Source organism: Litoreibacter arenae DSM 19593 (assembly GCF_000442275.2).
Lineage (GTDB): Bacteria > Pseudomonadota > Alphaproteobacteria > Rhodobacterales > Rhodobacteraceae > Litoreibacter > Litoreibacter arenae.
Genome location: NZ_KE557314.1, coordinates 125,049 through 137,955 on the forward strand (window position 1 = coordinate 125,049; position 12,907 = coordinate 137,955).

Sequence of the window (12,907 nt, forward strand, 5' to 3'; positions counted from 1 at the left end):
GGAGGGTCAAGCGCCCAAATCACACATTTCCGCGAGGCCCCACTGGACCCCGCCCACTCAAGCCCTTAACTCATGCACCAAGCAGGAGCGCCACATCATGACCAAGCCCCCCCTCACCCTCTACCTTGCCGCCCCGCGCGGATTCTGTGCGGGCGTGGACCGCGCGATCAAGATCGTGGAGATGGCTTTGGAAAAATGGGGCGCCCCCGTCTATGTCCGCCACGAGATCGTGCACAACAAATACGTGGTCGACGCCCTGCGCGACCAAGGCGCGGTGTTCGTCGAGGAACTTGACGAATGCCCCGACGACCGCCCCGTGATCTTCTCTGCCCATGGCGTCCCCAAAGCCGTCCCCGCTGCCGCGGCCAGACGCGAGATGGTCTATGTCGACGCCACCTGCCCGCTGGTCTCCAAGGTCCATATCGAGGCGGAGCGTCACCATTCTAACGGCTTGCAAATGGTGATGATCGGCCATGCCGGCCACCCCGAAACCGTCGGCACCATGGGCCAGTTGCCCGAGGGCGAGGTGATCCTGGTCGAGACCCCCGAAGACGTCGCCACCATCACCCCACGCGACCCCGAAAAGCTGGCGTTCATCACCCAGACCACCCTATCGGTCGATGATACCGCAGACGTGGTCGCGGCCCTGCAAGCCCGCTTTCCCGCGATCATCGGGCCGCATAAGGAAGACATCTGCTACGCGACCACCAACCGCCAAGAGGCGGTGAAAGCCATGGCCACCAAGACCAGCGCCATGCTGGTGATCGGCGCGCCGAACTCGTCCAACTCCAGACGGCTGGTGGAGGTCGGGGCCAAAACGGGCTGCACCTACGCGCAACTGGTTCAACGCGCCACCGATATCGACTGGCGCGCGCTGGACGGCATCGACAGCATTGGCATCACGGCGGGAGCGTCTGCGCCGGAGGTATTGATCAACGAAGTCATCGACGCCTTCAAGGCCCGCTACGATGTGACCGAGGAAATCGTGGAGACCGCCGTCGAGAACGTGGAATTCAAAGTCCCCCGCGTGCTGCGCCAGCCCGCCTAGGCGCAGGTTCGTCGCGAACGGCATCGTCACGCCACGACAGCCAGATACCTTCACTCAACGTAGCGACGAGCAAGTATACCAACCGGTTGCCCCGCCTCCCGTGTTCTTTCATGAATTCGTCCTCCGCGCGAAGGGCTTGCGTCGGCTTCGCGCTCGGAAAAGGGGCACTGCCGCCCCCCAAGTTAGAGAATTTCTTACGCATGATTTCTTCTCCTGACTAGCTGGGACACGGTCGTAGGTCCGCACTTGACCTGAACCGAATTTACCGGCTCTCTGGGGTATTAAAATGAAACAATTTGAACAGGTCTTTTCATGAATGGCACGAACATCAAATGGGATGACTTGCAGTTTTTCCTCGCGGTCGCGCGAAGCGGTGGCCTGTCCCCAGCCGCCCGCGCGACGGGCAGCAGTCCTGCCACACTGGGCCGGCGCATGCGCACGTTGGAACATGACATGGGACGCGAATTGTTCATCCGTCATGACCGTGGGTACGAACTCACGACTGAGGGCCGAACGCTCCTGTCCGAATTGACCGATGTCGAGGCCCGCATTGTCAGACTAACCGCAAAGACAGACGACGCCACGCGCCCGCTGGTCAAGATATCCGCCGGAACATGGACCGCGCTATTGCTGCTGAATTCGCTTGATACACTGACGGGCACCCCCGCCGACATCAGGCTGCGTTTTGTTTCGGCAGAGGAGGTCCTCGACATCTCCCGCCGCGAGGTGGTCATAGGATTTCGCAATCGCCGCCCCAGTGATGAACGGCTTGCAGGGCGCAAACTATCCCGTGTTGAGTTCGCACCTTACGCGCGGGCAGACGCCCCGCGAAAATGGATCAAGGTTCTGGCAGATACCCCGTCGGCGCGATGGCTGGACAAAACCATCGGCAAGGACGCGGTTTGCGAGGTCACATCTCCCCGCAATTGCCTTGATCTGGCATTGGCAGGCAGGGGTTTGGCGCTGCTTCCGACCTTTATCGGCGATGCTCAGCCAGAGTTGGAACGGGCTGGGGCAACCATCCCCGAACTAACCCATGACCAGTGGCTGGTGACCCATCAGGACGATCGACACCTGCCACACGTCCGCCGCACGCTCGACAGGCTCGCGGATGTGCTGGCAGGGCAATATCATCATGTTAAGCGTGACTCCGCCGTCTGAAATGTTACGACTTGATGTGTAGTTTCAAAGGACCGCGCCCCATGATCACCACCCAATTCCTGCTGACGGCCCTCGTCGTCGTCCTCGCCCCCGGCACCGGCGTTATCTACACGCTGGCGATGGGCCTCGGCCAAGGCCGCCGCGCGGCACTTTGGGCCGCGTTGGGGTGCACCTTCGGCATCGTCCCCCACCTCGCCGCCGCCACGCTGGGACTTGCCGCCGTGCTGCACACCTCCGCCCTGCTGTTCCAGATCGTCAAATTCGCGGGCGTCGCCTACCTGCTTTACCTTGCGTGGCAGATGCTCAAATCCGGCGGCACCCTGTCGGTCAACGGCACGCAAACAGCGCAAAACGGCTGGCGCACCGCCCGTCGCGGCGCATTGATCAACATTCTGAATCCGAAGCTTTCGGTCTTCTTTTTGGCCCTGCTGCCGCCCTTCCTGTCCGGTAACCCCGCAACAGTCACGATTGAGATGACCCTGCTCGGCACGGTCTTCATGGCGCTGACCTTCGCCGTTTTCATCCTCTACGGCCTCTTCGCAGCCCGCGCCCGCGATGCGATCCTCGGCTCCGAGCGGGTGCTAAAATGGCTCAACCGCTCCTTCGCGGCAATCTTCGCAGGCCTTGCCGGAAAACTGGCGCTGGAACGCGCATGATCCCCCGCCCCGCCCTTACCCTTGGCCTCGCGGGGCTGCTGCCGTTCTTGTGGGGGGCGCTCGGCGTGCTGGTCCCCGCCATCGACGACCAGACCACCGCACTTCTCGGCCAGCGGTTCGGCGCATCCTATATCCTGATCTTCTACGGCACCGTGATCCTGTGCTTCATGTCCGGTGTGCTTTGGGGCTTCGCCACCAAAACCAACGCCGCCATAGCCTACGCGCTGAGCACACTACCCGCCCTTTGGGCGTTCTTCACTATCGGTGGCGGTGGCACGCGCGCTACCACCGCCGTGCTGATCGGCTTCCTGCTGGTCTTCGCCTGCGACGTACAATTCACCCGCTGGAAGCTCACACCGCCGTGGTGGCTCAAACTCCGCGCCTTGTTGACGGTCATCGTTTGCGCCTGCCTGCTGGTCGGCATCCTTGTATGAGCGACAAGGAAACCATCGACGCCTACAACGCCCGCGCCGCCGCCTATGCGGACACCTTCGCGCGCACCAAGCCCGACGCCGACCTGCTGGCTCTCATGGACGCAGTCACGCCAAACGGGCACATACTCGATCTCGGCTGCGGCCCCGGCAATTCGGCTGCGATGATGCAGGCGGCGGGCTTTACGGTCGAGGCCACCGACGCCTCCCCCGAGATGATCCGCATCGCCCGCGAGCAGCACAAGGTCGACGCCCAACTTGCCACCTTCGATGACATCGCAGGGTCCGACCTCTATGACGGCATCTGGGCCAATTTCTCGCTGCTCCACGCGCCGAAAGCCTGTATGCCCCGCCACCTGTCCGCCATACGCAAGGCGTTGAAACCCGGCGGCATATTCCATATCGGTCTCAAGATCGGGGACAACGCCAACCGCGACAAGATCGGGCGGCTCTACAGCTACTATCAGGAAGACGAGTTGAAACACCTCCTCACAAACGCAGGCTTCACCCCGCGCAGCACCCGCCTCGGCGCGGAGCCGGGGCTTGACGGCACCGTGGCCCCTTTCATCATCGTGCTGTCCGATGGCTGAGCTGTTCGCCTACACGGACGGCGCATGTTCCGGCAATCCCGGTCCCGGCGGCTGGGGCGCGATCCTCATCGCGCGCGAAGGCGACACAGTCGTCAAGGAGCGCGAGTTGAAAGGCGGCGAGGCCAACACCACCAACAACCGCATGGAAATGCTGGCCGCGATCAACGTGCTGGAAACCCTCAGCCGCGCCTCCAAGCTGACCATCGTGACCGACAGCTCCTACGTCAAAGATGGCATCACCAAATGGATTCACGGCTGGAAGGCCAAGGGCTGGAAAAAGAAGGGCGGCGAGATCAAGAACCTCGACCTCTGGAAGCGCCTTGACGAGGCCCAGTCCCGCCATGACGTCACATGGGAATGGGTCAAGGGCCATGCAGGCCACCCCGAAAACGAGCGCGCCGACGAGTTGGCCCGCGCCGGAATGGCCCCGTTCAAGCCATGACATGGCTGGCATATCTCGATTACGCGTCGGTCTTCGTCTTCGCGCTGACCGGCGCGCTGGTCGCCAGCCGCGCCCAGCTTGATATCGTGGGCTTCATCTTCGTTGCCTGCCTGACCGCCGTGGGCGGCGGCACGGTGCGCGACGTGCTGCTGGCCCGCCCCGTCTTCTGGATGGAAGAGCCGACCTACATTCTGGTCGCCTCCATCGCCGCGTTCGAGGTGTTCTTCACCTCACACCTGATGAAATCCCGCTACCGCTGGATCTTGTGGATCGACGCCTTCGCGCTTGCAGTCGCGGTGCCTGCTGGCGTCGCGGCAGCGGTTTCCATGCAAGCCACATGGCCCATCGTGCTGATCATGGGCGTCTCGACCGGCTGCTTCGGCGGCCTGATGCGAGACGTGGTCTGCAACGAGGTGCCGCTGGTCCTCAAACAGGGTGAGCTTTACGTCACATGCGCCTTCACAGGGGCTGGTGCCGCGGTGATTTTGCTGGCCTTGGGCCAGCCCCTGTCAATCGCGCTGCTCGGCTGCGCCGTTGTGACGCTGGCTCTGCGCACGGGCTCCCTCGCCTTCGGCTGGAAGCTGCCCGTCTATAAAGGCCGCCCGCCCCGCGTTTAGCTACTGAAGGTCCGCGAACGCCTTTTGCATCCGCCCCACCGCGTCCTCGATCACTGCCCGTGGCGCGGCAATGTTGAAGCGCAGGAATTCCTCCCCGCCCGATCCGAATGTCGGCCCGTGGTTCGCCGCGATCTTCGCCACATCTTCCGTGCGGGAGGTGAATTCCTCGCGGCTCATCCCCGTGCCCGAAAAGTCCACCCATGCCAGATAGGTCGACTCCAGCGGCATCGACGCCAGCCCCGGAATGGCGTTGATCCCCTCGTCGAAAATCTTGCGGTTGCCGTCCAGATACGCCACCAAATCGTCCACCCAAGCGGCCCCCTCGGGCGAATAGGCGGCGGTCGCCATGAACAAGCCAAAACTGTTGGGGCTGGAGCCCATCGCCGCCATCCGCCCCGCAAACCGCGCCCGCAGGTCGGGGTCCGCTATAATCACGTTGCCCACATGCGATCCGGCAATGTTGAACGTCTTGGTCGTGGCCGTCATCATCACCAGCCGGTCCTCGATCCCCTTGATGTTGGCCATCGGCGTATGCGTGTGGCCGGGGAACACCAGATCGTGGTGGATTTCGTCCGATACCAGAAGAAGGTCATGCCGCTTGGCAAACGCCGCGACAGCCTGCAATTCCCCCTTGGTCCAGACACGCCCGCCGGGATTATGCGGCGAGCACAGGATCACCATCGTCTCGTTGCCCGTCATCTGCGCGTCATAGGCGTCGAAATCCATCTCGTAGCGGCCATCAGTGTTCACCAACGGGCATTCGACCACCTCGCGCTCCGCCGCTTTGATGACCCGCGCGAAGGCGTGGTAGACGGGCGTGAACAAGACGACCCCATCGCCCGGCGCGGTAAAGGCATCGACGCACATGGCGGTGCCGTTGACCAGCCCGTGGGTGGTGAAAATGTGGTCGGGGTTCAGCAGCCAGTCATGGCGGGTTTCCATCCACCAGGCGATTGCTGCCTTGTAGTCCGCATCATCGCCGTAATATCCATAGACCCCGTGGTCATACATCGCCTTGACCGCGTCCTGTACGCATTGCGGCGGACGGAAATCCATGTCCGCCACCCACATCGCAATCCCGTCATCGGGCGAGACGCCGTAAATCGACTCCATCTTGTCCCATTTGGAGCAATGGGTGCCGCGGCGGTCAATCGGGGTGTCGAAACTCATGGATCAGCTCTCCTTGTTATCAAAGGCAACGTCGCGGGAATCCTCTGGGGCTGCAAGGGCGAAAATCCCGTCCGCCGAAAGCACCGGTTTCGCGCGGCAAAGGCGCTCCATGCCGCTCGGGACTCTGACACACCACAGCCCTTGTTCCGAAAGGAAGTAACGTTTATCTGAGCGGCATGAAACGCTCGATCCTGATCCACCCCGACCCGCGCCTGAAAAAGCTGGCCGCCCCCGTGGCCGACGTCTCCGACGCGCTGCGCGAACTGGCCGACGACATGCTGGAAACCATGTATGATGCGCCGGGCATCGGTCTGGCGGCACCTCAGGTCGGGGTGATGGACCGCCTGATCGTGCTGGACTGCATCAAGAAGGAGGGCGAGACGCCCCGCCCATTGGTCATGTTCAACCCCGAGATCGTCGCCGCATCAGACGAGTTGAACACCTACGAGGAAGGCTGCCTGTCCATCCCCGAGCAATATGCCGACGTGACCCGCCCCGCCGATGTCACCGTGCGCTGGATGGACCGCGACGGGGCCGCGCAGGAAGAAACCTTCGACGGCCTCTGGGCCACCTGCGTGCAGCATGAAATCGACCACCTGAACGGCAAGCTGTTCATCGACTACCTGCGCCCGCTCAAGCGTCAGATGATCACCCGCAAAATGGTGAAGCTCAAACGCGAACTGGCCCGCGCCGGATGATCCTGCCCATCGTGCAGCATCCCGATCCTGTGCTGCGCCAGCTTTGCCAGCCGGTCTTCGATGTGGCGGGCCTTGGCGGGCTGATCGTGGATATGTTCGACACGATGTATGACGCACAGGGCCGCGGCCTCGCCGCGCCGCAAGTCGGCCGCTCCGAGCGGGTATTCGTCATGGATTGCACATGGAAAGAGGGCGAGCGGACGCCGCTAGCCATGATCAACCCCGAAATCCTGTCCCGCTCCCGCGGGCAGCAACGCAACGAGGAAGGCTGTCTCTCCATCCCGGATCACCCCGTTGAGGTGGAGCGCCCCGAACGTATCGAGATGACTTGGACCGACGCGCAAGGCACCCAACGCCGCGGTGCCTTCGACGGCATCGAGGCCGCCTGTGTGCTGCACGAAATCGATCATCTCGACGGAGTTCTGATCCTGGATTACGAGGTGCCTGCATGAAACGCCCCTTCGTCATGTGGCCCGACAAGCGCCTGCGCAGCGTGGCGGATGATGTGCCCGCGATCACCGACGACATCCGCGCCATCTGGGCCGATATGGTGGAGACCATGGACGCCATGCCCGGCGTCGGCCTCGCTGCGGTCCAGATCAGGGTGATGCAGCGCCTCGCGGTCGTAGACGCCTCTGATGCGCGCGGTCAGGCGGTCCTCATGGCCAACCCGGAGGTGCTTCACGCCAGCGCCCAGATGCGTGAGCACGAAGAGGCCTCCCCCAACCTGCCCGGCGTCTCGGCGGTGATCCAGCGCCCGCGTGCGGTAACCGTGCGCTTCCTCAATGCTAACAGAGAGACCGAGGAGCGCGATTTCGTCGGCCTCTGGGCCACTTCTGTGCAGCACCAGATAGACCATTTGCGCGGCAAGATGTATTTTGACCACCTGAGCCGCACCAAGCGCGAAATGCTGGTCAAAAAGGCAGGGAAGCTGAGACGATGAAATTTTTCCCGGGGCCGAACAAATGAAAGTCGTTTTCATGGGAACGCCCGATTTCTCCGTCCCCGTCCTCGACGCGCTGGTCGAGGCGGGCCACGAGATCGCCGCCGTCTACTCCCAACCCCCGCGCCCCGCCGGTCGCGGCAAGAAGGACCGCCCGTCGCCCGTTCATGCGCGGGCCGAGGCGTTGGGCCTGCCCGTCCGCCACCCCGTCTCGCTCAAAGGCGCCGAAGAACAGGCCGCATTCGCCGCCTTGAACGCCGACATCGCCGTGGTCGTCGCCTACGGCCTGATCTTGCCGCAAGCCATCCTTGATGCGCCCAAACACGGCTGTCTGAACATCCACGCCTCCCTGCTGCCACGCTGGCGCGGGGCCGCCCCGATCCACCGCGCGATCATGGCAGGCGACGCGGAAACCGGCATCTGCATCATGCAGATGGAGGCCGGGCTGGACACAGGCCCCGTCCTGCTGCGCGAGGCCACGCCCATCGGCAAGGCGGAAACCACAGGCGAATTGCACGATCGCCTCAGCACCATGGGCGCACGCATGATCGTCGACGCACTCGACCGCCTGCCGACCCTGACGCCAGAGCCACAGCCCGACGACGGCGTCACCTACGCCACCAAGATCGACAAGGCGGAAGCTCGCATCGACTGGACCCGCCCAGCGTCAGAGATCACACGCCAGATCAACGGCCTGTCCCCCTTCCCCGGCGCATGGTGTGAGGCGGCGGGCGAGCGGCTAAAGCTGCTCCGCGCCGAACCCGCGAACGTCGACCTGACACCCGGTCAGGTCCAACACACGCAGGACGCCTTGCTGGTCGGCACCGGCGATGGCGCCGTCTCTATCCTGACCTTGCAACGCGCTGGCAAAAAGGCGGCGGATGCGAAAACCGTCACGCAGGGCTGGACCCCGCCTGACCGCTTTTCCTAAACGTCGACCAGCGCTCCGCGCCCCTGAATGACCTTGCCTGCAAGCGCCGATCCTGCCTCGACACCCGCTGCGACGCCGTGATCCAGCGCCGCGAAGAACCCCGCGTTGAAGCTGTCCCCCGCCGCAGTGCTGTCAACCACCCGCGCTGCCGCTTGCGGCGTGAACTGCCCGCGCGTGCCGTTGTCGATATACTCGACCGGCCCGCCGCCGTTCTTCACCACCACGCATGACACGCCCGCGTCCAGATAACGCTGCATCGTGCCCTGCGGCCCGTCATCACCGAAATACGCGGCCTCGTCGTCATAGGACGGAAGCACAATATCGGCAACCGAGGCCGCCTCCATCACCGCGTCACACATCTGCGTCTCACTGTCCCACAGCCGTGGCCGCAGGTTGGAATCGAACGCGACCTTGCACCCCGCAGCCCGCGCCTGCGCGACCTGCTCCAGCAGAACCTTCCGGCCCTGCCCCTCCAACACGCCCAGCGTGATACCCGAAAAGTAGACGATCCCTGCGCCCTCAAACGCCCGCGCCAATGGCGCGGCATCCTCGGCCAGCAACCGCGCCGCCGCCTGTCCGCGCCAGTAGGAAAACGACCGCTCCCCGTCTTGCAGCTCGATCATGTAGAGGCCCACGGTCCGGTCATCGCGCCGCTGCACATGCTCCGTGCCAAGCCCTGCATCCGCGAGCATGGACACCATCCGGTCCGACACCGCGTCGCGGCCCACAGCCGTGACATAATCCACCGCCCAATCGGGCCGCTGTCGGCGCAGATACCAGCAAGTGTTGAACGTGTCGCCCGCGAACCCCATGGAATACAGCCCGTTCTCTGCGGGGGCCATTTCCACCATACATTCGCCGATTGCTACAAAACGGTTTGTCACGCCTGCTCTCCCTCGAAGTGCTCAACGCCGACGGAATACGCCCACCCGTCGCAAAAAGCTACTCCCGCGCGCGCAATACCTGCGCCGGTCGCGTCGCCAGTGGCCGCCACGCAAACATCAGACCGGTCAGCAGCGTCGCCAACACGCCCCCCGCGATAATCGCCAGAGCCGAGCCTATCGCCACAGTGAAGTCCGTCTCCATCACGAAGACCGACACCGCCCATCCGGCGGCGATCCCCGTGAGCAACGCAATCCCGCCCGCCGTCAGCCCCAGCAAGGCCGAGCGTAGCGCGAAGTTGCCAAGCACGGCCGCCCGCGACGCGCCGAGCGTTTTCAAAACCGCGCCTTCATAGACCCGCGCCTTTTCTCCCGCCGCTGCCGTGCCGATCAACACGATGCCCCCCGTCACCAACGTCGCCAAAGCGCCATAGGTGATCGCCGCCGCGATCCCCTGCAACACCTCGCTGACACGGTTGATCGCATCGCGCACACGGATTGCGGTGATGTTGGGATAGGCCATCGCCATGTCCCGCAAAATCGCCGCCTCGTCGGATTCCTCGGCATAGATTGTGGCGATATGCGTATGCGGCGCGCCTTCCAGCGCGGCCTTGTTCATCGACAACACGAACCCCAAGCCACCAGTCGAAAAATCGACCTCCCTGAAGCTGGTAATCGTCGCCGTAATGTCGCGCCCCAGCACGTTCACCGTCAGGGTATCCCCCAGTTTCAACCCGATCTCCGCCGCCTCCTCGGCGGCAAAGCTGATCTGCGGCGCGCCTGCATATCCTTCGCCCCACCATTGCCCTTCGGTGATGGTCGTTCCCTCCGGCAGCGCGTCCGCATAGGTCACGCCACGGTCGCCACGCACGACCCAGTGATCCGGTGCAACCTCCAGCGCGGGCTGGCGGTTGATCTGCGTAATCACGCCGCGCAGCATCGGTGCGCTTTCAAGCTTCGAGACACTGTCCCGCGCCAGAAGCGCGCCCGTCAAAGGCTCCAACTGCTCCGGCTGGATATCCACGATGAAATAGCTCGGCGCGACCTCCGGCAAATCCCCCGAAATCGCGTTCCGCAGGTTCGAGTCGATCTGCCCCACAGCCGCCAACACCGACAGTCCAAGCCCCAGCGACACCACCACCGCCTGCGCCTCGCGCCCCGGCCCGCCAATCGCGCCCAGCGCAAACCGCAGCGTCTTGAACCCGCGCATCCGCCGCGCCAACCAACGCGCCAGCACCCGCACGCCCAGCGCCGCCAGCACCAGCAGCACGAATGCCGCCATGATACCGCCCGCCGCCCACAGGGTCAGCATCGCCAGCCCCGAGAGCAAAGCCGCCGACCCCACCAGCGCAGCCAGGACAACCGCACAAACCACGATCCAGACCGGCCTTGGCCAGCCCTTCACGCCGCTTTGCGCATCCCGGAACAACGCCGCCGCGCGGATATGTTCCGCCTGTCCCAGCGGCCACAGCGTAAACAGCGCCGCAGCCAAGGCCCCATAGAGCGCCGCTTCCGCCAAGGGTCGCATACGCACCGCGAAATCCACCGGCACCGGCAAACGCGCTTCGATCAGCGGGCCGAAGATCAGCGGCAACGCGCCGCCCAGCACCAGCCCCATGGCGATGCCCAGCGCCGCCAGGACGCCCACCTGCAACAGGTAGACCCGAAACACCAAGCCCCCCGACGCGCCAAGACTGCGCAAGGTGGCAATCACTTCCGTCTTGCCCGCCAGATAGGCCCTGACCGCCGCCGACACGCCGACGCCGCCCACGGCCAGCCCCGTCAGCCCAACCAGCACCAGAAACGCCGACAACCGCTCCACGAACCGCGAGATACCCGGCGCACCGTTGCGCCGGTCCCGCCACCGAAAGCCGGAGCCTTCCAATGCTGTCTCCACCCGCGCTTTAGCCGCCTCCAGATCCACGCCCTCCGGCATCGCGATCATATAATCCGCCTCGAATAACGACCCCGGCGCCAACAGCCCGGAGCCGTCCAGCGCCTCGCTTGCCACCAAGGTCGGCGGCCCCAGCGAGAAGTTGCCCCCCGCGCTGTCAGGCATCCGCAACAATTCCGCCATCACCGCGAACTCGCGCGCGCCCAGCTTGACAGTGTCGCCCACGGACAATCCCAGCCGCGCCAACAGCACAGGGTCCACGGCCACACCGGCCAGCCCGTCGCGCCCCGCGAAGACCGCGTCCAGCGCCATGGCAGGCTTCAGCTGCACCTCGCCGTAAAGCGGGTAAAGGTCGTCGACTGCTTTCACCTGCGTCAGCGCCCGCTCGTCGCCCGTTACCAGCATGGAACGGAAATCAACCGCTTCCGACACCTCGCCCATGCTCTCGAATAGTGCCCGTTCTTCCGGCTCGGCATAGCGGTAGGTCAGCCGCACCTTCGCGTCGCCACCAAGGATCACCGCGCCTTGCTCGGTCAGCCCCGCCTCGATCGCGCCGCGCACGGTGCCAATTGCGGCAATCGCGGCCACGCCCAAGGTCAGGCACGCCAGAAACACCCAGAAGCCGCGCAAGCCGCCGCGCAACTCGCGGCGCGCGATCCGCCACGCAAGGCTCATTGTGCGGCCATCGCAAGGCTGTCGCTAATGATCTGCCCGTCGCGCAACTGCACCACGCGGTCACACCGCGCCGCCAATTCAGGCGCGTGGGTCACAAGGATCAACGTCGCGCCATGGCGGTCGCGCAGATCAAACAGTAGGTCCATCACCATTTCGCCCGTCGCCGCGTCCAGATTGCCCGTAGGCTCGTCCGCCAGCAAAATCTGCGGCCGCCCGACAACTGCCCGCGCCAGCGCCACGCGCTGCTGCTCTCCGCCCGACATCTGCGACGGGTAATGCCCGCCCCGCGACGCCAGCCCGACAGCAGCCAGTTCAGCCTCTGCCCGCGCAAACGCATCCTCGGCCCCTGCCAATTCCAACGGCAGTGCTACGTTCTCCAAAGCGGTCATCGTCGGAATCAGGTGGAAGGATTGGAAAACCACCCCCATATGGTCCCTACGGAAGCGGGCCAGCCCGTCCTCGCCCATCGGCGTGAGGTCTTGGCCCAAAACTGATACAAGCCCCGATGTGGCGCGCTCCAGCCCGCCCATCACCATCAGGAGAGACGATTTGCCAGAGCCCGACGCCCCCGTAAGCCCCAAGGTTTCCCCTGCGCTCACCTCCATAGAGATGCCCTTCAGGATCTCGACCACCCCGGCATTGCCGTCCAGTGACAGGGTCAAATCTTTCAGGCGCATCACGGGGTCGGTCATCACTCGGTCCTTGGGCTTGGGGCGTGGCCTTCTAGATAGACCCTTCCGCACGCTTCGCAACCTTGCACTTGCATCCAT

At 64.2% G+C, this 12,907-nt stretch carries 15 protein-coding genes; 11 read left to right on the top strand and 4 right to left on the bottom strand.

All coding sequences use genetic code 11. The features are described 5' to 3' along the window. Positions 1–97 precede the first annotated feature (97 nt). The 7 genes from ispH to THALAR_RS12995 all read left to right on the top strand — a co-directional run bounded on the left by ispH (position 98) and on the right by THALAR_RS12995 (position 4,945). Complete coding sequence (ispH, locus tag THALAR_RS12965) at positions 98–1,048, top strand: 4-hydroxy-3-methylbut-2-enyl diphosphate reductase (RefSeq protein ID WP_021102029.1); 951 nt, start codon at positions 98–100, stop codon at positions 1,046–1,048. A gap of 312 nt (positions 1,049–1,360) precedes the next feature. After that, complete coding sequence (locus tag THALAR_RS12970; RefSeq protein ID WP_021102030.1) at positions 1,361–2,209, top strand: LysR family transcriptional regulator; 849 nt, start codon at positions 1,361–1,363, stop codon at positions 2,207–2,209. A 41-nt stretch (positions 2,210–2,250) separates the two neighbouring features. After that, entirely contained in the window at positions 2,251–2,865 is a 615-nt protein-coding gene (locus tag THALAR_RS12975) for a LysE family translocator (RefSeq protein WP_021102031.1), read from the top strand. Continuing rightward, complete coding sequence (locus tag THALAR_RS12980; RefSeq protein ID WP_021102032.1) at positions 2,862–3,299, top strand: DUF3429 domain-containing protein; 438 nt, start codon at positions 2,862–2,864, stop codon at positions 3,297–3,299. Before THALAR_RS12975 ends, THALAR_RS12980 begins: the two co-directional genes overlap by 4 nt. Continuing rightward, positions 3,296–3,886: a class I SAM-dependent methyltransferase gene (locus tag THALAR_RS12985; protein WP_021102033.1), complete on the top strand. Its 591-nt coding sequence runs from the start codon at positions 3,296–3,298 to the stop codon at positions 3,884–3,886. The genes THALAR_RS12980 and THALAR_RS12985 overlap by 4 nt, the downstream gene beginning before the upstream one ends. Next, positions 3,879–4,328: a ribonuclease HI gene (rnhA, locus tag THALAR_RS12990; protein WP_021102034.1), complete on the top strand. Its 450-nt coding sequence runs from the start codon at positions 3,879–3,881 to the stop codon at positions 4,326–4,328. The genes THALAR_RS12985 and rnhA overlap by 8 nt, the downstream gene beginning before the upstream one ends. After that, positions 4,325–4,945 carry a trimeric intracellular cation channel family protein gene (locus THALAR_RS12995; RefSeq protein WP_021102035.1) on the top strand — a complete coding sequence of 207 codons (621 nt, stop codon included), beginning with the start codon at positions 4,325–4,327 and terminating at the stop codon, positions 4,943–4,945. Before rnhA ends, THALAR_RS12995 begins: the two co-directional genes overlap by 4 nt. Here THALAR_RS12995 and THALAR_RS13000 read toward each other — a convergent pair whose 3' ends face one another. Further along, the gene (locus THALAR_RS13000; RefSeq protein ID WP_021102036.1) at positions 4,946–6,115 is read right to left on the bottom strand and encodes a MalY/PatB family protein; all 1,170 of its coding nucleotides are present in this window, start codon (positions 6,113–6,115) and stop codon (positions 4,946–4,948) included. It lies immediately after the preceding gene. A 176-nt stretch (positions 6,116–6,291) separates the two neighbouring features. On the opposite strand from THALAR_RS13000, the gene def (THALAR_RS13005) reads away from it, so the two are divergent. From def (THALAR_RS13005) to fmt, 4 genes are read left to right on the top strand one after another with little or no spacing between them, the layout of a single operon-like run. Continuing rightward, the gene (def, locus tag THALAR_RS13005) at positions 6,292–6,813 is read left to right on the top strand and encodes a peptide deformylase (RefSeq protein ID WP_021102038.1); all 522 of its coding nucleotides are present in this window, start codon (positions 6,292–6,294) and stop codon (positions 6,811–6,813) included. Continuing rightward, positions 6,810–7,265, top strand: a complete 456-nt coding sequence (gene def, locus THALAR_RS13010; protein WP_021102039.1) for a peptide deformylase — start codon at positions 6,810–6,812, stop codon at positions 7,263–7,265. Before def (THALAR_RS13005) ends, def (THALAR_RS13010) begins: the two co-directional genes overlap by 4 nt. Continuing rightward, complete coding sequence (gene def, locus THALAR_RS13015) at positions 7,262–7,756, top strand: peptide deformylase (RefSeq protein WP_021102040.1); 495 nt, start codon at positions 7,262–7,264, stop codon at positions 7,754–7,756. Before def (THALAR_RS13010) ends, def (THALAR_RS13015) begins: the two co-directional genes overlap by 4 nt. 22 nt (positions 7,757–7,778) lie before the next feature. Beyond that, entirely contained in the window at positions 7,779–8,687 is a 909-nt protein-coding gene (gene fmt / locus THALAR_RS13020) for a methionyl-tRNA formyltransferase (RefSeq protein WP_021102041.1), read from the top strand. On the opposite strand, the gene THALAR_RS13025 is transcribed toward fmt, so the two are convergent. From THALAR_RS13025 to THALAR_RS13035, 3 genes are read right to left on the bottom strand one after another with little or no spacing between them, the layout of a single operon-like run. Continuing rightward, on the bottom strand, positions 8,684–9,571 hold the full coding sequence (locus THALAR_RS13025; RefSeq protein ID WP_083483477.1) for a sugar kinase: 888 nt from the start codon (positions 9,569–9,571) through the stop codon (positions 8,684–8,686). The two genes, fmt and THALAR_RS13025, sit on opposite strands and share 4 nt — an antisense overlap. Before the next feature lie 58 nt (positions 9,572–9,629). Then, positions 9,630–12,137, bottom strand: coding sequence for an ABC transporter permease (locus THALAR_RS13030; protein WP_021102043.1), 2,508 nt, complete (start codon positions 12,135–12,137; stop codon positions 9,630–9,632). After that, a complete protein-coding gene (locus THALAR_RS13035; protein ID WP_021102044.1) occupies positions 12,134–12,829 on the bottom strand; it encodes an ABC transporter ATP-binding protein in 696 nt (231 codons plus the stop codon). The genes THALAR_RS13030 and THALAR_RS13035 overlap by 4 nt, the downstream gene beginning before the upstream one ends. Between the last annotated feature and the right edge of the window lie 78 nt (positions 12,830–12,907).

Bases quoted from the DNA above. Each gene is read 5' to 3' on its own strand.
- fmt (WP_021102041.1), top strand. From the start codon at position 7,779: ATGAAAGTCGTTTTCATGGGAACGCCCGATTTCTCCGTCCCCGTCCTC.
- def (WP_021102038.1), top strand. From the start codon at position 6,292: ATGAAACGCTCGATCCTGATCCACCCCGACCCGCGCCTGAAAAAGCTG.
- THALAR_RS13035 (WP_021102044.1), bottom strand. From the start codon at position 12,829: ATGACCGACCCCGTGATGCGCCTGAAAGATTTGACCCTGTCACTGGAC.
- THALAR_RS12980 (WP_021102032.1), top strand. From the start codon at position 2,862: ATGATCCCCCGCCCCGCCCTTACCCTTGGCCTCGCGGGGCTGCTGCCG.
- THALAR_RS13030 (WP_021102043.1), bottom strand. From the start codon at position 12,137: ATGAGCCTTGCGTGGCGGATCGCGCGCCGCGAGTTGCGCGGCGGCTTG.
- THALAR_RS12985 (WP_021102033.1), top strand. From the start codon at position 3,296: ATGAGCGACAAGGAAACCATCGACGCCTACAACGCCCGCGCCGCCGCC.
- def (WP_021102039.1), top strand. From the start codon at position 6,810: ATGATCCTGCCCATCGTGCAGCATCCCGATCCTGTGCTGCGCCAGCTT.
- rnhA (WP_021102034.1), top strand. From the start codon at position 3,879: ATGGCTGAGCTGTTCGCCTACACGGACGGCGCATGTTCCGGCAATCCC.
- def (WP_021102040.1), top strand. From the start codon at position 7,262: ATGAAACGCCCCTTCGTCATGTGGCCCGACAAGCGCCTGCGCAGCGTG.
- ispH (WP_021102029.1), top strand. From the start codon at position 98: ATGACCAAGCCCCCCCTCACCCTCTACCTTGCCGCCCCGCGCGGATTC.
- THALAR_RS13000 (WP_021102036.1), bottom strand. From the start codon at position 6,115: ATGAGTTTCGACACCCCGATTGACCGCCGCGGCACCCATTGCTCCAAA.
- THALAR_RS12975 (WP_021102031.1), top strand. From the start codon at position 2,251: ATGATCACCACCCAATTCCTGCTGACGGCCCTCGTCGTCGTCCTCGCC.
- THALAR_RS12995 (WP_021102035.1), top strand. From the start codon at position 4,325: ATGACATGGCTGGCATATCTCGATTACGCGTCGGTCTTCGTCTTCGCG.
- THALAR_RS12970 (WP_021102030.1), top strand. From the start codon at position 1,361: ATGAATGGCACGAACATCAAATGGGATGACTTGCAGTTTTTCCTCGCG.